The sequence below is a fragment of the Pseudomonas sp. VI4.1 genome, from assembly GCF_002029345.1.
Taxonomy (GTDB): domain Bacteria; phylum Pseudomonadota; class Gammaproteobacteria; order Pseudomonadales; family Pseudomonadaceae; genus Aquipseudomonas.
In genome coordinates this window covers 31,547-52,968 of record NZ_MULM01000179.1, presented here as the reverse complement: position 1 = coordinate 52,968, position 21,422 = coordinate 31,547, and the positions used below count along the sequence as shown (strand labels likewise).

Genomic DNA, 21,422 nt, shown 5'->3' with positions numbered 1-21,422 from the left:
TCATCTGCTTGATGAGGCCTGTCCATGAACCACTCGATCGCAACTGCCCTGACCAACCCCGGCGCCCCGATGAAAGTGCGCGGCGTGCAGAAACGCTTCGGCGCCTTCACTGCGCTGGATAACGTGTCCCTGGACGTGGCCGCAGGGGAGCTGGTGTGTCTGCTCGGTCCGTCGGGCTGCGGCAAAACCACCTTGCTGCGCTGCATCGCCGGCCTTGAGCAGCAAGACAGCGGCGAGCTGTACCTCGGCGATCGCGACGTGTCCCACCTGGCGCCTCAGGCCCGGGACTACGGCATTCTGTTTCAGTCCTACGCGTTGTTCCCCAATCTCACCGTCGAGGCGAACATTGCCTACGGCCTCGCCGGCAGCGGTCGCGATGAAGTGCGCAAGCGTGTCGGCCAGATGCTGGAATTGGTCGGCCTGATCGGCAGTGAGAAAAAATACCCCGGTCAGTTGTCCGGCGGCCAGCAGCAACGGGTGGCACTGGCCCGGGCCTTGGCTCCGGCACCGTCCCTGTTGTTGCTGGATGAACCGATGTCGGCACTGGACGCCCGGGTCCGCGAGCATCTGTGCACCGAATTGCGCCAGTTGCAGCGCAGCCTTGGCATCACCACCCTGATGGTTACCCACAATCAGGACGAAGCCATGCTGATGGCCGACCGCATCGCCGTGATGAACAACGGCAAGGTCGAGCAGTACGCCACGCCTCAGGAAATCTACGATCGCCCGGCGACGCCGTTTGTCGCGGAGTTTGTCGGCCAGGGCAACTGGCTGCCGTTCAGCCGCAGCAGCGACAGCCATGCGCAGGTCGGCGGGATGAACCTGCGTTTGGCCGAAGGCAGCGCAAAAGCGGCCTCGGGTCGTCTGTTCTGCCGCCCGGAAGCGATCAACATCAACCCGCCGGTGCATGAAGAAAACCTGTTCCCGGCCAAGGTTCGCGAGATCACCTTCCTCGGCAACCGTTGCCGCATGAGCTTCGAACTCGATCAACTGCCAGGCCATGCATTGCTGGCGGAACTGGCGCCGGAAGCCATGCCGCGTCTGGGTGCGCAGCAGATCATGGTCGCCTTGCCTCCGCGCAGCCTGCAGGTGTTTGCCTGATGAGCGCGAACATCGCGCTGCCGATGCCGCACAAACAGGTTCGGCAGGCCTCCCGTGCCGAGATCGGCGACCGGGTATTCGTGGTCGGCGGCAAAGTCCTTTTGCTGGGGTTGCTCGGCGTCGCGGTGTTGATGCCGTTGCTGGCGATCTTCTGGCGCGGGTTCAGCTCGGAAGCCGGGCAGGGCGGTGGCCTGGTCGCCGCTCGAGAGTTGGTGACCAGTGCCAATTTCCACTGGTTGCTGGGTAATAGCTTGAAGGTTTCCCTCAGTGTCGCGGCGATTGTCGTACCCCTGGCTTACCTGTTTGCCTACGCCTTGCAACGCACATTGATTCCGGGCAAAGGCATCTGGCGTGGCATGTCGTTGTTGCCATTGATGGCGCCGTCGATGCTGCCGGGGATTGCGCTGGTTTATCTGTTCGGCAACCAGGGCATGTTGCGCGGTTTGCTGTCGGACAACATCTACGGCTTCTGGGGCATTGTGCTGGGTGAGGTGATCTACACCTTCCCCCATGCCTTGATGATTTTGCTGTCGGCCCTGTCCCTGGCGGATGCGCGCCTGTTCGACGCCGCGTCCAGTATGGGCGCCAGTCCGGCCAAAGCCTTCCGCAGCATCACCTGGCCGGCGACGCGTCAGGCGGTGTTCGCAGCGTTCTGTCTGGTGTTCACCCTGACCATCACCGACTTCGGCGTGCCCGTGGTGGTGGGCGGCGACTATCAGGTGCTGGCACTGGAAGCCTACAAGGCCGTGGTCGGTCAGCAACAATTCGGTCGCGGCGCGTTGATTGGCATGGTGCTGCTGTTGCCGGCGCTGTTCAGCTTCGGGGTCGATGCGTGGTTGCGTCGACGTCACGGCGACTCCATGAGTGGTCGTGCACAGGTGTTCAAGCCTGCGCCATCGAAGCTGCGCGACGGTTGCTACCTGGCCATCGTGGTCCTGATCTGCGCAGTATTGCTGCTGGTGTTCGGCATGGCGGTGTTCTCGTCGCTGGTCAAATTCTGGCCGTACAACCTGTCGCTGTCGCTCAACCATTACCAGTTCAACGACACGGCCGGTGGTGGCTGGCTGGCCTATGGCAACAGCGTGAAAATGGCATTGTGCACGGCGTTGATCGGCAGTGTGCTGATCTTCACCGGCGCGTACCTGATGGAAAAAACCAAGGGCCAGCGCGGGCTGAATCTGGCACTGCGCATGCTCAGTTTTGTCCCGATGGCCGTGCCAGGCCTGGTGCTGGGCCTGGGTTACGTGTTCTTTTTCAACCTCACCGGCAACCCGTTGCATGTGCTCTACGGGACCATGACCCTGCTGGTGGTCTGCACCATTGCGCACTATCTGACCACTGCGCAAATGACCGCCACCACCGCGTTGCGTCAGCTCGACGCCGAGTTCGAAGCCGCCGCGCTGTCGCTCAAGGCTCCGCTGTATCGGCACTACCTGCGCGTCACGGTGCCGATTTGCCTGCCGGCGCTGCTGGACATCGTGCGCTACCTCTTCGTCTCGGCCATGACCACCGTCTCGGCGGCGATCTTCCTCTACAGCCCCGACACCATCCTCGCCGCGGTGGCAGTGCTGAACATGGATGACGCCGGCAACGTCGGCGGCGCGGCGGCCATGTCGACCCTGATTCTGTTCACCTCGGCGGGCGTGTCCCTGCTGCTGGCCTGGGCTTCGCGCGGTTTGCTGCGCCGCTCCCAGGCCTGGCGGCAAACCGCGCCCGGCCATTGATTCATACCTTCAACTCATACAGGAATTGCATCATGTTCAAGCCTTTGGCCCTGGCCGCTGCTGTCCTCACCGCTTTCAGCCTGAACGCCTTCGCGGCGACAACCGAGTTGACGGTGTACACCGCCCTCGAAGCCGAACAACTGAAGACCTACAAACAAGCCTTCGAAAAAGCCAACCCGGACGTCGAGATCAAGTGGGTGCGCGATTCCACCGGCATCATCACCGCCAAACTGCTGGCCGAAAAAGCCCGTCCGCAGGCTGACGCGGTCTGGGGCCTGGCGGCGTCGAGCCTGGCGATTCTCGATCAGCAAGGCATGCTGCAAAGTTATGCGCCGAAGGACCTGGGCAAGATCGGCGTCAACTACCGCGATGCCGCCAACCCACCGGCCTGGGTCGGCATGGACGTGTGGGCGGCCACCATTTGCTTCAACACTATCGAAGCTGAAAAGCAGGGTCTGAGCAAACCGGTGAGCTGGCAGGACCTGACCAAGCCTGAGTACAAAGGCAAGATCGTCATGCCCAATCCGGCGTCGTCCGGCACCGGTTTTCTCGACGTCAGTGCCTGGTTGCAGACCTTCGGCGAGAAGCAGGGCTGGCAGTACATGGACGACCTGCACCAGAACATCGGCCAGTACGTTCATTCCGGCTCCAAACCTTGCAAACTGGCGGCTTCGGGTGAATTCCCGATCGGTATTTCGTTCGAATATCCGGCCGTTCAGCTGAAGCGCCAGGGCGCGCCGCTGGACATTATCCTGCCGAAAGAGGGCCTGGGCTGGGAGATCGAAGCCACTGCAGTGATCAAGGGTACGCCGCATGAAGAGGCGGCGAAAAAGCTGGCGGACTTCTCTGCCAGTCCGGCGGCGATGGAGCTTTATAAAGAAAACTTCGCGGTCCTCGCCCAGCCGGGTATTGCCAAGCCGCAGACTGAATTGCCGGCGGATTATGAGCAACGTTTGATCAAGAACGACTTTGCCTGGGCGTCGAAGAATCGCGATGAAATCCTGGCTGAGTGGCGCAAGCGGTATGACGGCAAGTCGGAGAAAGTGGCTGCCAAATAAAGTCTTTATTGGCTGACAGGGCCTCTTCGCTGGCAAGCCAGCTCCTACAGGGGGAGCGCATTCCAACTGTGGGAGCGAGCTTGCTCGCGATGGCGGTCTATAGTTCAAAACGACATTTACGTCATAGGGAGACATCTGATGCGCCGCAACGAACAAGTGGTTGCCAAGGTGTTCGAGCTGTACGAGCGTTTCGGCGCCGATGACTACATCGGCGAACCGGTGTCGCAGATCGAGCACATGTCCCAGGCGGCCGAACGGGCCATGGCCGAAGGCTTTGATGACGAAGTGGTACTGGCGGCGTTCTTTCATGATATTGGCCATATCTGTCCCGCCGAGAATGCCGAAAATATGGGTGGTTTCGGCGTAGTCAGCCATGAACGCCTCGGTGCGGACTACCTGCGGCGCGCAGGCTTCAGCGAACGCATGGCGCGGCTGGTGGAATACCACGTCCAGGCCAAGCGTTATCTGACGCTCAAAGAGCCCGGGTACTACGAGCGCTTGAGCGAAGCCAGTCGCCGGACCCTGGAATATCAGGGTGGGGTGATGACTGCGGCCGAGGCTTTAGCCTTCGAGCAGGATCCGTTGTGCGAGGTCAGTCTGCGGATGCGTCAGTGGGATGAGCAGGCGAAGGAGATGTTGGTGCCGGTTATAGATCTGGATGTATTGAAGGAGAAGGCGTTGCGGCTATTGGCCGAGTAGGGCAGCGGGACCGAGGTGCGGCCTTCGCGAGCAAGCCCGCTCCCACATTTGTTCTGCGGTGAACACAGCATTTGTGAACACCCGAGATCAAATGTGGGAGCGGGCTTGCTCGCGAAGGGGCCAGTTTCGACAACGCAGAAAATAGCTCAGGCCCTTACAACTGCCGCGCCAACACCTCAACCTGCTCCTGCCTCTCCGCCTGGTTCAACTTCGCCTGCGGATTAAGCGACGACCATTGCGGATGCGCCCGGGCCTTGTTCAGGGCTTCGGGCAGTTTGCCTTCGCGCCAGGTCTTGTCCTGTGGGGTAGCGACCTGAATGCTGTCCATCGCCGCATGCCCACGCGCGTTCAACGCCTGCAGCAGCTGGCGCTGGCGCAACGCCAACAGCCGCAGCACGCTGTCATCGACAGTCAGTTCGCGCTTGCCTTTGATTTTACCCATGAGACGGCTGCCATAACTGCGCGCAGTTTGCAGGGCGCCGCCGGCAATTGCCCCAGCCAGTGCCGCTGCGCCGAGGGTCAGGCCGCCCACCAGCAAATCGACTCCAGCGCCTGCCGCCGCGCCGGCCGCGATACCGCCACCGACCCGCACGCCCAGTTGCTTGAGGGTTTCCGGGTTGAACAGATCATCACCCCAACGGCCATCGAGCAGCGGCAGATCAGTGGCCGACGCGTCCTGCGGGCGAAAGGCGTAGAGCTTGAGCAGGGCTTCGACGCAACGCTGTTCCCGCTGTCGAACGGCTTTGCGCAGCTCGTCGATGGCTCGCTGTTCCTGCTCGGCGTTGCTGATCACGCTACGTCGGCAGGCGGCGCAATCGATCAATAAATCGGCAATCAATTGCGCGGCGCTCTGCTCACGCGCCAGGCGTTGTGCTTGCTGATCGGCGATCAGGCGTTCCAGTTGCCCGCGAGCGTCTTCCAGCAGCAGCGCGAGGCTTTCATAGAGTCGGCGTTCGCCATCCTCCGGCGGGGCCACGCTGTCGAAACGCACCAGTGCGTGCAAACCCAGGCGCGCCAACGCCTCGCGCCAGTCCGGCTCGCGGTGGTTGGCGCTGCTGACGAAGTTGAGCACCGGCAGCAACGGTTTGCCGCAACTGGCCAGCACTTCCAGTTCGTCGCGGTACTTGGACAGCACCGGCTCGCGGGCGTCGATCACGTAGAGGCCGGCGTCGCAGGTCAGCAGTTGCCGCAGCACCTTGGCTTCCTGTTCGAAACGCTGCTGGGCCTCGCTGCCTTCAAGGAATCGTGCCAGGCGTGCCGGGCCGTCGAGGCGTTCCCCGGGACGCTCCAGGCGTTCGAGGTAGTCGAGCAGGGCGATGGCGTCTTCCAGGCCGGGGGTGTCGAACAGGTCGAGCAAGGGCTCGCCATCCACCGACAACCGCGCGCCTTCGACGTGTCGCGTGGTACTGGGTCGATGGGAGACCTCGCCGAAACCGACATCCCGGGTCAGGGTGCGGAGCAGCGACGTTTTGCCGACGTTGGTGTGGCCGACCACGGCGAGCTTCAACGGCGGTTTCCAGGGCTTAGTCATGACCGGTCTCCAGCCAGTTCATCGGCGCACTGTCGGCGAACGGCAGTTCCAGCTGTTGCAACGCCACGTGCCAGTCACCGAGGCGCTCGGCGACCAGCGCTTCGCCGGGCGGCGCTGGCAGCAGCCAGACACGGGTGGCGCTGGCGCCGCGAGCCAGTTCGGCGATCAGCGCAAGGCTGCCGCGATCCGGCGAGCGGCGCGGATCGCAAGCGATAGCCAGGCGAGCAGGAGGAAATCGACTCAGCTGTTCGAGCAGTTTGTGGCGGGATTCGCGGCTGTCGAGGATGCCGGCATTGCTCACGGTTTTCGGCAGTTGTGGCGGCCACTGGCGTTGATCGTCCAGCTCGATCGCCACCAGCAGCGCGCCATCGCTTGGCAGGTCACTGACGCCGTTTTCAATCTGATGCAGCTGTTCTGGGGCGGCATCGCTGATGCCCAGGCGTTCGCTGGTGGGCATCAGTCGTTCGCGCAGTTGGGCGTAACCGGGCAGGTTCAAATCCAGCTGCAAGGTTGCCTGGCCGGTTGTCCAGCGCCAGCGGCAGAACAGCGCCAGCAGCAAACGCGGCAATACCCCGTAGACCAGCAGCACCCCCACCAGCCACGCCGCCCAGGCCTGGCGGGCGCTGTCGATATTCAGCGCGGCATCGCCACTGGCGCGGATCATCTCCACGGTGGGCACGCTGAAACCGAGCAGGGCCGGCAGTGCACCCAGGGCCTGGGTCATGGCGACGAAGGTGTCGCCACCGAGGATGGTGGTTTCCCAGACGAAGCCGTAACGCCGGGTCGCCATCAGCATCAACAGAATCACCAAGGCACTGAGCATCGCCAGTAACCACAAGCCGTTGACGAGCACACCGAGCGCCCAGCGATTGAGTTTTTGTCGTTGCAGTAGCAACAGCAGGGCCGGCGCCAGTTGCGCAGCCTTGGCATCACGAGCGAGTTTTTCGCTCAGCCACAGCCACACGCGTCCCAGCGTTGCGCCGTGTTCACCGGCAAACACCAGGCCCAGCGCCCAGCTCAGCAATAGAATCAGGTTCAGCCCGAGCAGGCTGCCCAGGGCCCAGAACACATTCACCGGAGTCTGCCCGTCGCCCAGCGCCGCAAATGCCAGGCCGGCGCCGCTGATCACGGCCAGCACCGCCATGACAAGCAGCGCCAGTCGCGCACCTTGCCGCCAGTGGTGGAGGGCATGGGTCAGTCCGTCACGCTCGGCCAGCCACAGGGCCCGGCGTTGAATCCGGGCCGGCAGGTCACCGCCCGCGGTACGGGCCAGTCGATTGGCTTCCAGATCATCCAGGGGGCCGGCGTGTTCTTCGCGCAGGCGAATGGTTTCCGTCAGCCAGAGGTTATTCAGTTCAGTCACGCGGCATCCCGTCGCTCAATTGAGTCGTGAGCATAACCGCTGTGACGCTTATCGGGGTACGGGAGGCTCTGGTATCCTCGCCGGCATGACTAAATCACTCCCCCTCAGCCTGATTGCAGCCCTCGGTGAAAACCGCGTGATCGGCGTCGACAACAGCATGCCCTGGCACTTGCCGGGGGACTTCAAATACTTCAAGGCCACCACCCTCGGCAAGCCGATCATCATGGGGCGCAAGACCTGGGACTCCCTCGGTCGCCCGCTGCCGGGCCGGTTGAACATCGTGGTCAGCCGCCAGGCAGACCTGGTGCTGGAAGGCGCCGAGGTGTATCCGTCGCTGGAGGCCGCCATTGTTCGCGCGCAAGCATGGGCGAACGAGCAGGGCGTCGATGAGGTGATGTTGATTGGTGGGGCGCAGTTGTATGCGCAGGGGCTGGCGCAGGCCGATCGGTTGTACCTGACCCGTGTGGCGCTGAGCCCGGAAGGGGATGCGTGGTTTCCGGAGGTTGATTCGGGGCAGTGGAAGCTGGTGTCGAATGTGCCGAATCCGGCGGAAGGGGATAAGCCAGCCTACAACTTTGAAGTGTGGGAAAAAGCTTAAAAGCTTCGCCGGCAAGCCAGCTCCTGCAGAATGTGTATTGATCGCGGATTTTGCGAACGACACAACCCCTGTAGGAGCTGGCTTGCCAGCGAAAGCGGTCTATCAGGGCCGATCAAGTGTGCGCCAGCTCCGAATGCTCATCCGCACCCAGCTACTCTCTATCCGTCTGCTGCATGACCTGACTGGTAATCGCCCCCGCCGCAATCGACCCGCTGACGTTCAATACCGGTCCATCGGGTCAAGTCTGACGTAGCGCGCCGAGTTGTCTGACAGATCGCAGGGAAACAGCGTATGGATTGCTTTGGGATAACGGGTCAGTCTGGGCTTTTCCCAAGGAAGCGCACGGATGCGTTATTTGAAAGTGATTGCACAGGATCGTAATGGAGATGGCCGGGCGGATTTGGTTATGCTTGAGTTTTATCAGGCGCCTGGCCCGACCATGAAAAGTGTCGTGGTCAACGAGGCCGTCGCCGTTGATTTCGACGCCGACGGCAAAGTCGACTACAAGAGGGGCGATGTAAATCACAACGGGAAGGAAAACTCGATAGACCAACGGTTGCTGGAGATTTTCGCCAATTCTTATCTCAAGATGAATTGGTTCAACGACGGAGAAATCAGGGATCGCTACATGAAGGTTTTCGCCGAAGACGTCCACTCCGACGGCACACCCAACGTCGTGAAATTGCACTTGCACCATGCCGAGGGTGGTGTCGAGCCTGCGAGCCTGATGTCTTGGCACAGCGTCTTTGATAGCAACAACGATGGCGTGCTGGAGAGCGTCGCCAACGGCGATGCCAATCACGACGGAGTTCTCGAGCAGATCGACGGTGTAATCGTTCAATCGCTGGCCAATGTGTTTCTCATGTTCAGGTGGAAATAACGGGACCTACAGTTCGGCGCCTTTTCCGGCCAACACTTTGATCTCCTCCTGTCGTTCCGCCTGTCTCATTTTTTGGATGCGGGTTAAGCGACGACCCTGCGGATGCGCATGTGCCTTGTTCAGTGCCTCGGGCAGTTTGCCGTCGCGCCAGGTTTTGTCCTGGGGCGTGGCCACCTGAGGTTTGAGAGGGCCTGAAAGCAATGCGATGAGGCCCGCTCAAGCAACAAAACACTCAGGCGTGAGCCAACGCCGAATGCTCATCCGCACCCAGCAACGCTTTATCCGTCTGCTGCATCACCTGACTGGTAATCGCCCCCGCCGCAATCGAACCACTGACATTCAGCGCTGTACGCCCCATATCAATCAGCGGCTCGACCGAAATCAGCAGCGCCACCAGTGACACTGGCAACCCCATCGCCGGCAACACGATCAACGCGGCAAACGTCGCACCACCACCGACCCCGGCCACCCCGGCCGAGCTCAGCGTCACAATCGCCACCAATGTCGCGATCCACAGCGGGTCCAGCGGGTTGATGCCCACGGTCGGCGCCACCATCACCGCCAACATCGCCGGGTACAGACCGGCACAGCCATTCTGGCCAATGGTCGCACCAAACGAGGCGGCAAAACTGGCGATCGACTGTGGAATGCCCAAGCGGCTGGTCTGCGCTTCGATGCTCAGCGGAATGGTCGCGGCACTCGAACGGCTGGTGAAGGCAAACGTCAGCACCGGCCAGATCTTGCGGAAGAAGCGCAGCGGGTTGATCCCGGCCGCCGAGACCAACAGACCATGCACCACGAACATCAGCCCCAGGCCGATGTAGGAAACCAACACGAAACTGCCGAGCTTGATGATGTCCTGCAGGTTGGAACCGGCGACCACTTTGGTCATCAACGCCAATACACCGTATGGCGTCAACTTCATCACCAGGCGCACCAGGCGCATCACCCAGGCTTGCAGGGTGTCGATAGCGTTGATCACTTTCTGACCTTTCTCAACATCATCCTTCAGCAGTTGCAGCGCCGCGACCCCAAGGAACGCCGCGAAGATCACCACGCTGATGATCGACGTCGGCTTGGCCCGCGCCAGGTCGGCGAACGGGTTCTGCGGGATGAACGACAGCAACAGCTGCGGCACATTCAGGTCCGCGACCTTGCCCGCATAGTCGCTCTGGATCGTTTGCAGCCGGGCCATTTCCTGAGTGCCGGCCACCAGGCCTTCGGCGGTCAGGCCAAAGAGGTTGGTCAGGCCGATACCGATCAGCGCGGCGATGGCCGTGGTGAACAACAGCGTGCCGATGGTCAGGAAACTGATCTTGCCCAGGGACGATGCGTTGTGCAGACGGGCCACGGCACTGAGGATCGAGGCGAACACCAGCGGGATCACGATCATTTGCAGCAACTGCACATAACCGTTGCCCACCAGATCGAACCAGCTGATCGAGGCCTTCAGCACAGGGTTGCCGGCACCGTAAATCGCGTGCAGAGCGACACCGAAACCCACACCCAGCGTCAGCGCCAACAGGACTTTTTTCGCCAGGCTCCAAGTGGTGTGGCGGGTTTGTGCCAAGCCAAAAAGTAATACGAGGAACACCAGCAGATTGAGGATCAGCGGCAGATTCATGAGAACTCCGATAAAGACTTGTGCCAGCCACCTTCCGGGGCAGCTGCGAACCGGCAAGCCTAACAGCTTGATTTGCAATGAATTAATATCAAAAATGTCTGTTAACTGTCGTTTTTGGAATAAGCGCATGTCGCTCTTGGGGATGCAGCTGGCGCGATAGGCACGTTGGCGGTCGCTGACAGGCGAGGAACGTCACACTTATTTGTTAGCGTCGATCTCTTTGAATCAGGGAGATTTGACGATGAGATTTGCACCGAAATTTCTGGTTGCAGCACTTTGCCTGGGCCTTGCCGGCCAGGTACTCGCCACGGATCTGAAACACTGGCCAGCTGATCAGGCCAAGGCGCTGGACGCGATGATCGCCGCCAACGCCAACAAGGGTAACTACGCGGTGTTCGACATGGACAACACCAGTTACCGCTACGACCTTGAAGAGTCGTTGCTGCCGTTCATGGAAAACAAGGGCCTGATCACCCGCGACAAACTCGATCCCTCCCTGAAACTGATTCCGTTCAAGGACACCGCCGAGCACAAGGAAAGTCTGTTCAGCTACTACTATCGCCTCTGCGAACTCGACGACATGGTCTGCTATCCATGGGTCGCCCAAGTGTTCTCCGGCTTCACGCTCCAGGAACTCAAGGGCTACGTCGATGAATTGATGGCTTCCGGCAAACCGGTGCCAGCGACCTATTACGAAGGCGACGTGGTCAAGAAACTCGACGTCAACCCGCCGAAGATTTTCACCGGCCAGCAAGAGCTCTACAGCAAACTGATGGAGAACGGCATCGAGGTCTACGTGATGACCGCCGCCTCCGAAGAGCTGGTGCGCATGGTCGCGGCCGATCCGAAGTACGGCTACAACGTCAAACCGCAAAACGTGATCGGCGTGTCGATGCTGCTCAAGGACCCCAAGACCGGTGAATTGACCACGGCGCGCAAGCAGATCACTGCCGGCAAGTATGACGAGCAAGCCAACCTCGGCCTGGAACTGACCCCGTACCTGTGGACCCCGGCAACCTGGATGGCCGGCAAGCACGCAGCGATCCTGACCTACATCGACGAGTGGAAAAAACCGGTCCTGGTCGGCGGCGATACCCCAACCAGCGACGGCTACATGCTGTTCCACGGCGTCGACGTGGCCAAGGGTGGCATCCACTTGTGGGTCAACCGCAAGGACAAGTACATGACCCAGATCCAAGGCATGATGGCCAAGAACGCCGCGGCCCAGGCCAAGGAAGGGTTGCCGGTGACGGCGGACAAGAACTGGGTGATCGTGACGCCGCAAGAGATCCAGTAAGGGTTTAGATTCACTGTAGGAGCGAGCTTGCTCGCGATGGTCGTTAACGATAACGCGTACTGTCTGATTTAACGCGGCGTCCTTGCGTTCATCGCGAGCAAGCTCGCTCCTACAGTTGATCCCGGTTATTCACACATAGCATGTGCACTGAAGACCCATTGTGGGAGCGGGCTTGCTCGCGAAAGGGCCAGTCGGTGCAATAAAAGCCTCTGCTTGATCAACTTCTTCCTACAGTCGCAACCTGCACGTTCTTGCGTAAGGGACTACGACTACTTCAGAATTCGCCGACTTGTGCGCCTGTTTGGCGGGTTTTATCTTCTCAGCGTCGCTGCCCATCAGCGATCGGGTTTGGTAGCCCGGTTCTTCCAGGCGCATGACTGCACCTTGGCAGGTTTTTTTCGTTCCTGCTTTTATGGTGGTCATGCGTAGGGCGCTTTCGAGCGCGCCGGCTCCCTGGACCGGTCTACCAACCTGCGTATGGCTGCCACCTTTCGTTTGGTAGCGAAGGTGATAGCTCCTTACTTCCAGGAGAATCATCGATGCTGAAAATTACCCCTGATCCGCCGGACACCGAAAACCTGTCAGCCCACATCAACGCCACCCCGCGCAAACCCAGCCGAACATTCGTCATCGCACCGGGCCTCGACACCGAAACCCTGTTGGCGCACGCCTGCGAATCCCTCGCCTCGGCAAATGTCATGGCCAGCGATTTCGCCGGCCTGCTGGAAGGCTCTCAACGCAGCACGATGCTGGGGATTGCCCAGGTCATCATGTTGGGCGAGCTGGCGGTGAATCAGGCGCTGGATAACCTCGACCCGCAGGAATAACCCGGGCAAAAAAAATGCCCCGCACTTGGCGGGGCATTCCCTCGCTTTATCGCCAGCATACCGACGACCATCCAGCCTCATTTTCAGAAATGCCCTACATCAATCAAAGAAGCATCTGATTCTTCCTCCACTTCGCCTCTTCTAACTTGCGTCCTTCGATCTGACAAGGACACATTTCGCATGAAGCGCTACAACATCACCGTCGGAGCCAAAACCACCGTCGGCGGCACGGTCGTCAGCGGTTGGCGTCGTGGCAGCATCAATGGCCAGGCCATTGCCCGCGAAGGCGATGAAGTCAAATGCCCGGGATGCGACAGCACGGTGATAATCATGTGCGTCGGCCCACGCCTGTCGGAGGAGTGGGATGGACTCAAGCCCGCCCTGGATGGCGACCTCTGCAAGTGCAAGTGCGATCCACCGCCCAAGTTGATTGCCAATCAGACCATGAGGAGCCAACAGATCGACGTAGGCAACGCTGCGCCGACTGCCCGAGCCGGCGCTCAACTCGCGTCGCCGGCCCAAGCGCGACAACCGACAGTCAAATCGCCCCCCACCGGATTTGCACCTGCCAAGAGCCCCGCAACACCGTCTTTCAGCGAGTTGCCGGGGGTCATCTGCCAGAACCTGTGGCGTAGCTACCAGCAAAGAGCCGAGGCCGTCGTGGCGCCAGGTGGCATTCTGATTGCCGACCCAAAGGCGCGTAATCGCGCGATCAATGCGGCGTACGCCAATATGTGGGTTGAGGATCAGCGTTTCCAATGGGCGGGCCTCGCGGCGTTCGCCTCCAAGCAGGTGGGATGTGGTTTGTTGCATGCCGCTGATTCGATCGAAAAGATCGATGCGGAACAGGAAGCGAAACTACGCCGGGTGGAGGCGCTTAGGAGACGGCCCGCTGGCTTGTTCGGATGGGCCAGTAAGAGTCAGCAGCAGGCGAGAGCGCGGGAGCTTGAGCAGGCTGAACGGGATTACGAGCAAGCCCGCCGCAACAACCCGACGTGGTGGCTCGACGTGCGGAGCCCGAACGAACCGTTGTCGCTCGTGCAGAAGCAACTCCTGTTTGTTCACGACATGCTGGCGCTGGGCAATACCACGCTGTTTCTGGATGTATTTCCGTTGCATGCTTTTTACAAGGAGCGTGGGCTGCAGGCGCTTAAGACTTGCCTGGAATCACGTCATAAAATTTATGGGCATGATCAGTATCCGGTCCTGTGGCCGATTGAGCAGGAGAAGTTGAAGTTCGGCTATGACTACAAGGAAATCCTGCAAGCTTTCCAAGCCATTGAGGTTGGTAATATCACCGAAAGTGTTGTGCATCTGGCTTGGCACGAACAGCAAAACATCCTGCAACCGGTAATGTACAGCGACGAACTACTGGTAACTCTACTGCGCAGAAATCAGTTCGCTTTTGTCACAGGCATTCCACCTGGTGCTGCAGCCGCTGTCGAACTTACCTTGGCCAGCCAGTGCTATCCCAGCGAAGACGGTCGCACCGTGGGTTTCAGCAGTGAGCATTTCGCCAATTTGGCCGATATTGATCAGCGCATGTCGTTTGTGCTTAAGGCCGCATCGCAGTTTGATCAGCTACTGCGGCGTTCTGATCGCCATTTAATCGAAGAGGCGATTCTGGACATTGCCGCAGGTCGAGGCGTGCGATGATTTTGCGGCGACGCGTTGGTTGGCGACGTGGGATTTTGTTACTCGCCGGCGCAGCTCTGTTGATCTTCTCGATGGTTCGAGCGCTTTCGGGCGAACCTGAGATTGCGCTGATGATTGGCGAGCCTTGGGAAGCGATGCGACAGCGCTCGAGCGCTGTGATCGATCCGGCCATTCCCGGCCATTTTTGGGGAAGATTACCAAAGTCGGATTCTCGTCTTCGTTTCCTGGAGCCGCAATACGGGTTTGTGACTCCGTTAGCTCGCTTTTTCACGGTTAGTTTCGATAGTGACGGGTTAGTCAGCAGTCTCCGTATGTCCCCACAGATCGAGCCTCTCCTGCTCGACGACACGCTCAAGGTTCTGTTGGATCTGCAGGACCAATGGCGCCAAGGGGGTTGGATGCCAATCCGGCTCAATGACTTTCCGTCGTTTGCCGATACTCCTCAATGGCGTGCCAGATTACGAGACGTGAACATTGGCGGCACTGCTTACTGGCGAGCTGACGACAAGTATCAGGTAATGCTGGGAGTTAATCGCTTCAGGGACGATAAGCGTCCCACAGAAGAGCGTTACCTCATTACGTTACAACTTGCCACTCCATGGGGAAGTCCATGAGACTGCGCCTCATAAATAGTCGCAGCATTGATTCCGGCCAAAATAAATTTTCGGTTTATCCGAGACGTGAAACGTTCGTCTGGCCGAGAGATTACTCATCTAAGCAAAGTGTCTTTATGGAGCAGAAGTAGATGGTGATACGCATTCTTTGGGCAACTATTTACATAGTTGGAGGTGCCCTCCCTGCCTTTGGATTGGCTCTGCTAACCTCGTTCCTTATGATGTCTGGGGAAGCCTTTGGCATAATAATGAGTACATTCATATGGTCAGGGACCGCTGGTCTCGGTTTGGCGGCGCTAAATACGCCCAGAGCTACCGGGTCACGTCGCAGGCGTATTGTTTCGGTAATGTTAATAATGGGGTTGATAGTTATGTCCCCTGTATTGTTTACTTCGTTAGAGCACCCCAGCGACAAGGTTTGGTTTAATGCGGCAATTCTGGGACCGACATTATTGGCATTTCTATATCTCGGGCAGGCTGCGTTTATTTCCAGCTCCGACAAGTGATGACGCTTAGCCCTGAATTTGCCCTCTGGAGTTTGCTTTACGTTGGTAAGTTAGAAGAATTAACGGCGGAGGTAGTTGAATAATAATTGCGCCCAAAAAAATACCCCGCACTTGGCGGGGCATTTTTATTGCGATAACTGACGCTTACAGCCCATCAAGCATCGCCTTGTTACGCACAGCACCCTTGTCGGCACTGGTCGCCAGCAAGGCATAGGCCTTCAACGCGGTAGTCACCTTACGCGGACGCTTCTCCACCGGCTTCCAGCCCTTCTGATCCTGCTCGGCACGACGCCCAGCCATCTCTTCATCGCTGATCAGCAGGTTGATCGAACGGTTCGGAATGTCGATCAACACCTTGTCGCCGTCCTGCACCAGACCTATCGCGCCGCCAGCAGCCGCTTCCGGCGAAGCATGGCCGATGGACAGGCCCGAGGTGCCGCCGGAGAAACGGCCATCGGTGAGCAGGGCGCAGGCTTTGCCCAGGCCTTTGGATTTCAGGTAGGACGTCGGGTACAGCATTTCCTGCATGCCCGGGCCGCCTTTCGGGCCTTCGTAACGGATGATCACGATGTCGCCGGCCTTCACTTCATCGGCGAGGATGCCGCGTACGGCGCTGTCCTGGCTTTCGAAGATCTTCGCGTTGCCTTCGAAGACATGGATCGACTCGTCGACGCCGGCGGTTTTCACCACGCAGCCGTCGAGCGCGATGTTGCCGTAGAGAACGGCCAGGCCGCCTTCTTTCGAGTAAGCGTGTTCGACACTGCGGATGCAGCCGTTTTCACGGTCGTCGTCCAAAGTTTCCCAACGGGTCGACTGGCTGAACGCAGTTTGCGTCGGGATGCCCGCAGGGCCGGCCTTGAAGAAGTGATGCACCGCTTCGTCGTCGGTCTGGGTGATGTCCCACTTGGCGATGCCTTCGGCCAGGGTCTTGCTGTGCACGGTCGGCAGGTCGGTGTGCAGCAGGCCGCCACGGGCCAGCGAACCGAGGATGCTGAAGATCCCGCCGGCACGGTGCACGTCTTCCATGTGGTACTTCTGGATGTTCGGCGCAACTTTGCACAATTGCGGCACGTGACGGGAGAGGCGGTCGATGTCGCGCAGGTCGAAATCGATCTCGGCTTCCTGGGCCGCGGCCAGCAAGTGCAGAATGGTGTTGGTGGAACCGCCCATGGCGATATCCAGGGTCATGGCGTTTTCGAACGCCTTGAAGTTGGCGATGTTGCGCGGCAATACCGACTCGTCGTTGTCGTTGTAGTAACGCTTGCACAGCTCGACGATGGTGCGGCCGGCCTGCAGGAACAACTGTTCGCGGTCGCTGTGGGTGGCCAGGGTGGAACCGTTGCCCGGCAATGCCAGGCCCAGGGCTTCAACCAGGCAGTTCATCGAGTTGGCGGTGAACATGCCGGAGCACGAGCCGCAGGTCGGACAGGCGCTGCGCTCGTACTCAGCGACTTTCTCGTCAGAAGCGCTGGAGTCGGCGGCGATCACCATGGCGTCGACCAGGTCGAGACCGTGGCTGGCCAGTTTGGTCTTGCCGGCTTCCATCGGGCCGCCGGAGACGAAGATCACCGGGATGTTCAGGCGCAACGCAGCCATCAGCATGCCAGGGGTGATCTTGTCGCAGTTGGAGATGCAGACGATCGCGTCGGCGCAGTGGGCGTTGACCATGTACTCGACGGAGTCGGCGATGATCTCGCGGCTCGGCAGCGAATACAGCATGCCATCGTGACCCATGGCGATGCCGTCATCCACAGCGATGGTGTTGAATTCTTTTGCCACACCGCCAGCGCGTTCGATCTCGCGGGCGACCAGCTGGCCCAGGTCCTTGAGGTGCACATGGCCCGGGACGAACTGGGTGAAGGAGTTGGAAATGGCGATGATCGGCTTTTTGAAGTCGTCATCTTTCATCCCCGTGGCGCGCCACAATGCGCGGGCACCGGCCATGTTACGGCCGTGGGTGGATGTTTTCGAGCGGTAATCAGGCATGAAGCACTCCGGGCGGCTAATCAGGTATCAAAAGGGAAGTGAGCTTCTATTGACGTCTGGAACACTCAGAAATGGCCGTGTGTCCGGAAGTTGCCGATAACTTTGCGGGATCGCCGCGCGCTTCAGCTTGAGCTCATAAACCCGCCGGGGGATGACTGGCGATGAATGTCGCGATTCTACACGGCTGGCGTCAGGAGGGAATGCCAGAAGAGGCTGATCCAATACCGATGGGGCGTGTGGGATGACCATCGGTAAGGTGCGCGAGCGCCTCGCGCGCGTACGGGACACTTGGCTAAACTGCCTTCCCTCACGTAACGCCACCAAAAGGAGTTGGAATGTCGCTGTTGAATCGTTCGTTGTGATTTTACCTGCTGACCGGCCTGTGCCAAGGGTTAGTATTGGCAGTTCGACAAGCTCAACATTGGCATAGGGGGCGTGGCGGCAATCCTGACGCTGGTGCTCACCGAGCCGCGCTTAAAGAACATCCAAATCCCAGAATCTGATGAAGCTACGACACCGACCCCACTGCATCAGGCTTCACTCAAAGCCGGATTGCGTAGACGGATGCGTCGGCTTACGACCAGCCCGAAGCTGCTCAAGACGATGAAGCCGAAGGCCAGCGTCAGTTGCAGTTCGATGGGACTAAGGTTGATCAGTGCGCTGATCAGACCACCGACGATGAATATCATCGTGTTCCCGACCGAAGCCGAGGTGCCGGCCATGTCCGGAAATATCTCCATCGCCTTGGAGGTGGCAACCGGCCGGGCGATGGTGGTTCCGGCTGTGCAGATGATCATCGGGATCAACACCGTCAGGATTGTCAGTCCCACCACACTTGAGAGCACGAGCATTACTAGCCCCGAATAGAAGATCAGGCTCAGACCCACAATGGTTTGGGTATTGGATGCGATCCGCCCCGCCAGGGTTCGAGCGACGATGCCTCCGATGATGTAGGCGGCACCATACAGCAGGAGTGTCAGGGAAAACTCGTAGGCCGATAGTTGCAACTGCTCCATGAAGATCAGGGGCGAGATGACAATGAAGGAAAAGTGGCAGGCGAATGCGATCGCTGCAATCAGCCAATAGCCGAGGAAACCCGCATCATAACAAGCGCGCCGGTAGGACTGAAGAATACTTCGGCGCTGGGTTGTTGCGGGGGGCTCGCTTTCAAGAAGGAAGCAGGCCCTCAGGAACACGGCGGCGGCGAGGGCAATAAAGACAATAAAGCTTGCGGGCCAGTCCAGCGCCTGTTGCAACAGGGTGCCTACCAGCGGCGAGACGGAAATGAAGATCCCGCTGGTGGTGATCATCAGAATCCGCAGTTTATCCCTTTCTTTGCCGTCGAACAGGTCCTGGACCAGCGCCTGGGAGAGCACGAAGCACCCGCAGCCAGCGGCCTGTATTACCCGAAACATCAGGAACCAGGCGTAGTCGGTGGAGAGCACGCAACCTGTCGCACCGATCATCGAGACCGCCATTCCCACCAACAGCAGGCTTTTGCGCCCAATGACATCCGAGAGCGGCCCAACCAGCAGCTGAGAGAATGCGATTCCGACGGCAAACAGGCTGATGGAAAACGCGATATCGCTTGGCGTAGTACGGAAGTGTTCGGCCAGCGCCGGGAACGATGGCAGTAGAACATCGAGAGGAAAAACCCCAAGCACCACCATGGACAACAACAAGGTGATCATGGCGCGGCGGTGTTTGACACTGGCTGCGGGTTTTCCTTCATCCATCGACAAGTCCTGCCTTGGTGAAGATCTTCTGGTTGGAAGACAGGTCGAAAAAACCAGCCTTTTCCATTGCCTGAAGCGTCGCGCCTGCTCCCGATCGAGCGCGGTCAAGGCAGGCTTGCGGGCCGGTCAGGGTAGAGAGAATTTCTGCGACGCAACTCTCCCTGAGACCCACGCTGTCCAGGCTTTCCTTCAGCCATCGCTCATCGACTTCAAAGAAAATCAGGATGATATCCATCAGCATCTTTGCAGCGAAAGTGCGTTGGCTGCCATTTAAGGTCAGCCACAGATAATGGAACACTTCGGAAAAATAACGACTGTGTCGAGCCTCGTCGGTGAGGTGGTCCCTGAGCATTTCCTGGACGCTTGACACCAGCTCGTTGCGGCAAACCTCAAGCAGCTCCTTGGCGATTATGGTCTCGGACACGAAGCCGAGAAGAAACCATGTCAGCGCCTTATGCTTGTCAGGGGCGCAGTTAATCAGGGCGTTCAATCGGGTAATGCGGTGCGGCATTACGGGGCGTTGGGTCATGCCGTAGAGGTCGGCTATCTGCTCGGCGAGACTATTGGAAAACAAAGCGTGATAACCCTCATCGGTATAGAGCTGAAGGGCGGCTGTTTTCATTCGCTGGGGGATGCACGCACCGAGTTCGTGATGGACGATGGTTTCCACGGAGCGGTTGACGATCCGATGTTCGAGTCGGGTGGTGTAATCGAGGAAATACACCAGATGGTTGGCCGATAATCGATGGGTGGTCTCGCTGCCTGCTGCTTCGATGGCCGGGTGCTTCAGGTAGGGCAGGAGGGTCGGCGGGAACCAGTGTCGTGTTTCCAGTTGCCGCTCCAGATCTGACGGCAATTGATAGGTGTGTTCGCTGGTTCGTACCGAGGCTCGGGTGTTCCAGTCGCTGAGTGTGAAGCGCTGGTCCCAGGCGTCGGGCTGGGGCAGATCGTCTGTGCGGGGCTCGATCATTGTTGTGAGCCTCGGCTGCTCAGCAGCTCTTTCAACTCCTTACACATCACTTGTCCATCACTCTGGCCGCAGCCAACAAAAAACAACGGTTGTTCGGCGCTGTCCTCGATCCTCAGTAACCTTTCGACCTGATCGTCCGTCAATGCACCGGTCAGCCAAGTGCTTAACCCAAGTGCGGTGGCCACCAGTTGAAAGGTCTGGGAAATGTGGCCTGCCTCGACGTAAGCCATTCTGTACGCCCGCGAGTGTTCATATTTCCACCACAATTTGTCGAAGCGAGCGGTAATGAACAGGCCAACGGGCATGTTGTTGATGAAATGCTGGCCACACAACAACTGCCCCAAGGGCGAGTCAGGCACCGGATTTACGAAGCTCAAAGCATGTTCGGTGGGGTGGTAGACGTATAATCCAGGATTCAGGCCGCTGACGTTTTGAACATGTAGAAAACCTTCGCAGGCATTCAGCCCTCCGCCGGATGGACTACTGCGCCGGGCGCCGAGACCTTCGGCAATGGTTTCGTCGATGTCGTTTTCGCGCTCACGCAAATAACCAAGAGACAAATATAGGAGGGTGCTCACATCATCGAGGGAAGCCCCCTCACCCGTGAAAGTGCGACAGGTCTTTCGCTCAATCAACGTCTTTACAAGAGCGTTTGCCGGCAGACTGGAAGGTTGAGGCAGGGAAATCCACTCGCTTGTCGGACGCTCGGTGAGTCTGGTCCTTGGGGCAGGCGTGGCCAATACGTCGGCGCAATGGTCCAGGTAGTGCCTCGACCATTCATTAATATCTTGGGGGACATATTCACAAGGGATGTTCTTGGTGCCGATATGAAATATTTTTGATAGCTCATCCCAGCCCCATTCAATAGTCTCTTGTGTTGATGCTGTTAGTATTTCTGAGTTCAGAAATTGAATGTCTATTGTGTTGTTGTTGTCGAATTTTTCTGGGTTTTCAATAAGTTGGGCGAGACGGGTTGAATATTCTAGATTTAGTTCGAATTGCTTATGATTTTTGTAATCCCAGACTATTTGGTATGGTGTGCAAGGAAGTATAAATATATAAGGGTTTATTTGCATGGTTGGCGATCCACTCTGGTCTTCTATAGAAAACGCTGGGTAGCCGGCACTCCCCAGCGCCTCATTTACTTAGCCGGCTTTTGGGCAACCAGAAAAGCCAGGTTGGCGATAGTGGAAACTTCCAGAGTGATTGCTTTCATTTTTGGAACTCCTTGTAGTTTTAAGTAAGTGCCACT

General features: G+C 58.9%; 17 protein-coding genes and 1 pseudogene. 10 read left to right on the top strand and 8 right to left on the bottom strand.

The window, feature by feature from the left end; translation table 11 throughout:
* Positions 1-24: 24 nt before the first annotated feature.
* The 4 genes from BZ163_RS27765 to BZ163_RS27750 all read left to right on the top strand — a co-directional run bounded on the left by BZ163_RS27765 (position 25) and on the right by BZ163_RS27750 (position 4,582).
* A complete protein-coding gene (locus tag BZ163_RS27765) occupies positions 25-1,101 on the top strand; it encodes a putative 2-aminoethylphosphonate ABC transporter ATP-binding protein (RefSeq protein ID WP_128873566.1) in 1,077 nt (358 codons plus the stop codon).
* On the top strand, positions 1,101-2,825 hold the full coding sequence (locus BZ163_RS27760) for a putative 2-aminoethylphosphonate ABC transporter permease subunit (RefSeq protein WP_128873565.1): 1,725 nt from the start codon (positions 1,101-1,103) through the stop codon (positions 2,823-2,825). Before BZ163_RS27765 ends, BZ163_RS27760 begins: the two co-directional genes overlap by 1 nt.
* 32 nt (positions 2,826-2,857) lie before the next feature.
* Positions 2,858-3,883, top strand: a complete 1,026-nt coding sequence (locus BZ163_RS27755; protein ID WP_128873564.1) for a putative 2-aminoethylphosphonate ABC transporter substrate-binding protein — start codon at positions 2,858-2,860, stop codon at positions 3,881-3,883.
* Positions 3,884-4,021: 138 nt separating this feature from the next.
* The gene (locus tag BZ163_RS27750; protein ID WP_128873563.1) at positions 4,022-4,582 is read left to right on the top strand and encodes a phosphonate degradation HD-domain oxygenase; all 561 of its coding nucleotides are present in this window, start codon (positions 4,022-4,024) and stop codon (positions 4,580-4,582) included.
* A 154-nt stretch (positions 4,583-4,736) separates the two neighbouring features.
* Here BZ163_RS27750 and BZ163_RS27745 read toward each other — a convergent pair whose 3' ends face one another.
* Both BZ163_RS27745 and BZ163_RS27740 read right to left on the bottom strand, forming a co-directional pair.
* A complete protein-coding gene (locus BZ163_RS27745; RefSeq protein WP_128873562.1) occupies positions 4,737-6,113 on the bottom strand; it encodes a GTPase/DUF3482 domain-containing protein in 1,377 nt (458 codons plus the stop codon).
* Positions 6,106-7,476: a DUF2868 domain-containing protein gene (locus BZ163_RS27740; RefSeq protein ID WP_128873561.1), complete on the bottom strand. Its 1,371-nt coding sequence runs from the start codon at positions 7,474-7,476 to the stop codon at positions 6,106-6,108. Before BZ163_RS27740 ends, BZ163_RS27745 begins: the two co-directional genes overlap by 8 nt.
* Positions 7,477-7,561: 85 nt before the next feature.
* On the opposite strand from BZ163_RS27740, the gene BZ163_RS27735 reads away from it, so the two are divergent.
* Together BZ163_RS27735 and BZ163_RS27730 are read left to right on the top strand one after the other, a co-directional pair.
* A complete protein-coding gene (locus BZ163_RS27735; protein ID WP_128873560.1) occupies positions 7,562-8,074 on the top strand; it encodes a dihydrofolate reductase in 513 nt (170 codons plus the stop codon).
* 346 nt (positions 8,075-8,420) lie between these two features.
* Complete coding sequence (locus BZ163_RS27730) at positions 8,421-8,954, top strand: hypothetical protein (RefSeq protein ID WP_128873559.1); 534 nt, start codon at positions 8,421-8,423, stop codon at positions 8,952-8,954.
* A 6-nt stretch (positions 8,955-8,960) separates the two neighbouring features.
* Here BZ163_RS27730 and BZ163_RS36060 read toward each other — a convergent pair.
* Both BZ163_RS36060 and BZ163_RS27720 read right to left on the bottom strand, forming a co-directional pair.
* A pseudogene (locus BZ163_RS36060) lies at positions 8,961-9,131 on the bottom strand (DUF3482 domain-containing protein); the annotation flags it as partial.
* A 55-nt stretch (positions 9,132-9,186) separates the two neighbouring features.
* Positions 9,187-10,578, bottom strand: coding sequence for an L-cystine transporter (locus BZ163_RS27720; RefSeq protein ID WP_128873558.1), 1,392 nt, complete (start codon positions 10,576-10,578; stop codon positions 9,187-9,189).
* Positions 10,579-10,819: 241 nt separating this feature from the next.
* Here BZ163_RS27720 and BZ163_RS27715 point away from each other — a divergent pair, with 241 nt between their 5' ends.
* The 4 genes from BZ163_RS27715 (at position 10,820) to BZ163_RS27700 (ending at position 14,972) form a co-directional block, all read left to right on the top strand.
* The gene (locus tag BZ163_RS27715) at positions 10,820-11,875 is read left to right on the top strand and encodes a haloacid dehalogenase-like hydrolase (RefSeq protein ID WP_128873557.1); all 1,056 of its coding nucleotides are present in this window, start codon (positions 10,820-10,822) and stop codon (positions 11,873-11,875) included.
* 539 nt (positions 11,876-12,414) lie between these two features.
* The gene (locus BZ163_RS27710) at positions 12,415-12,702 is read left to right on the top strand and encodes a DUF6124 family protein (RefSeq protein WP_128873556.1); all 288 of its coding nucleotides are present in this window, start codon (positions 12,415-12,417) and stop codon (positions 12,700-12,702) included.
* Positions 12,703-12,882: 180 nt separating this feature from the next.
* A complete protein-coding gene (locus BZ163_RS27705) occupies positions 12,883-14,358 on the top strand; it encodes a PAAR domain-containing protein (RefSeq protein WP_128873555.1) in 1,476 nt (491 codons plus the stop codon).
* Entirely contained in the window at positions 14,355-14,972 is a 618-nt protein-coding gene (locus BZ163_RS27700) for a hypothetical protein (protein ID WP_128873554.1), read from the top strand. Before BZ163_RS27705 ends, BZ163_RS27700 begins: the two co-directional genes overlap by 4 nt.
* A 650-nt stretch (positions 14,973-15,622) precedes the next feature.
* Here the strand turns inward: BZ163_RS27700 and ilvD are convergent.
* From ilvD to BZ163_RS27680, 4 genes are all read right to left on the bottom strand, one after another.
* Positions 15,623-17,464, bottom strand: coding sequence for a dihydroxy-acid dehydratase (gene ilvD, locus BZ163_RS27695; RefSeq protein ID WP_033060521.1), 1,842 nt, complete (start codon positions 17,462-17,464; stop codon positions 15,623-15,625).
* 530 nt (positions 17,465-17,994) lie between these two features.
* Positions 17,995-19,200 (bottom strand): multidrug effflux MFS transporter, encoded by a 1,206-nt coding sequence (locus BZ163_RS27690; protein WP_128873553.1) that lies wholly within the window; start codon positions 19,198-19,200, stop codon positions 17,995-17,997.
* A complete protein-coding gene (locus BZ163_RS27685; RefSeq protein WP_128873552.1) occupies positions 19,193-20,170 on the bottom strand; it encodes a diiron oxygenase in 978 nt (325 codons plus the stop codon). The genes BZ163_RS27690 and BZ163_RS27685 overlap by 8 nt, the downstream gene beginning before the upstream one ends.
* Entirely contained in the window at positions 20,167-21,246 is a 1,080-nt protein-coding gene (locus BZ163_RS27680; RefSeq protein WP_128873551.1) for a SagB family peptide dehydrogenase, read from the bottom strand. Before BZ163_RS27680 ends, BZ163_RS27685 begins: the two co-directional genes overlap by 4 nt.
* Positions 21,247-21,422: the final 176 nt, after the last annotated feature.

Excerpts from the sequence above, each read along its gene's own strand:
- BZ163_RS27765 (WP_128873566.1), top strand. The coding sequence starts at position 25 with ATGAACCACTCGATCGCAACTGCCCTGACCAACCCCGGCGCCCCGATG.
- BZ163_RS27760 (WP_128873565.1), top strand. The coding sequence starts at position 1,101 with ATGAGCGCGAACATCGCGCTGCCGATGCCGCACAAACAGGTTCGGCAG.
- BZ163_RS27755 (WP_128873564.1), top strand. The coding sequence starts at position 2,858 with ATGTTCAAGCCTTTGGCCCTGGCCGCTGCTGTCCTCACCGCTTTCAGC.
- BZ163_RS27750 (WP_128873563.1), top strand. The coding sequence starts at position 4,022 with ATGCGCCGCAACGAACAAGTGGTTGCCAAGGTGTTCGAGCTGTACGAG.
- BZ163_RS27745 (WP_128873562.1), bottom strand. The coding sequence starts at position 6,113 with ATGACTAAGCCCTGGAAACCGCCGTTGAAGCTCGCCGTGGTCGGCCAC.
- BZ163_RS27735 (WP_128873560.1), top strand. The coding sequence starts at position 7,562 with ATGACTAAATCACTCCCCCTCAGCCTGATTGCAGCCCTCGGTGAAAAC.
- BZ163_RS27730 (WP_128873559.1), top strand. The coding sequence starts at position 8,421 with ATGCGTTATTTGAAAGTGATTGCACAGGATCGTAATGGAGATGGCCGG.
- BZ163_RS27720 (WP_128873558.1), bottom strand. The coding sequence starts at position 10,578 with ATGAATCTGCCGCTGATCCTCAATCTGCTGGTGTTCCTCGTATTACTT.
- BZ163_RS27715 (WP_128873557.1), top strand. The coding sequence starts at position 10,820 with ATGAGATTTGCACCGAAATTTCTGGTTGCAGCACTTTGCCTGGGCCTT.
- BZ163_RS27710 (WP_128873556.1), top strand. The coding sequence starts at position 12,415 with ATGCTGAAAATTACCCCTGATCCGCCGGACACCGAAAACCTGTCAGCC.
- BZ163_RS27705 (WP_128873555.1), top strand. The coding sequence starts at position 12,883 with ATGAAGCGCTACAACATCACCGTCGGAGCCAAAACCACCGTCGGCGGC.
- BZ163_RS27700 (WP_128873554.1), top strand. The coding sequence starts at position 14,355 with ATGATTTTGCGGCGACGCGTTGGTTGGCGACGTGGGATTTTGTTACTC.
- ilvD (WP_033060521.1), bottom strand. The coding sequence starts at position 17,464 with ATGCCTGATTACCGCTCGAAAACATCCACCCACGGCCGTAACATGGCC.
- BZ163_RS27690 (WP_128873553.1), bottom strand. The coding sequence starts at position 19,200 with ATGGATGAAGGAAAACCCGCAGCCAGTGTCAAACACCGCCGCGCCATG.
- BZ163_RS27685 (WP_128873552.1), bottom strand. The coding sequence starts at position 20,170 with ATGATCGAGCCCCGCACAGACGATCTGCCCCAGCCCGACGCCTGGGAC.
- BZ163_RS27680 (WP_128873551.1), bottom strand. The coding sequence starts at position 21,246 with ATGCAAATAAACCCTTATATATTTATACTTCCTTGCACACCATACCAA.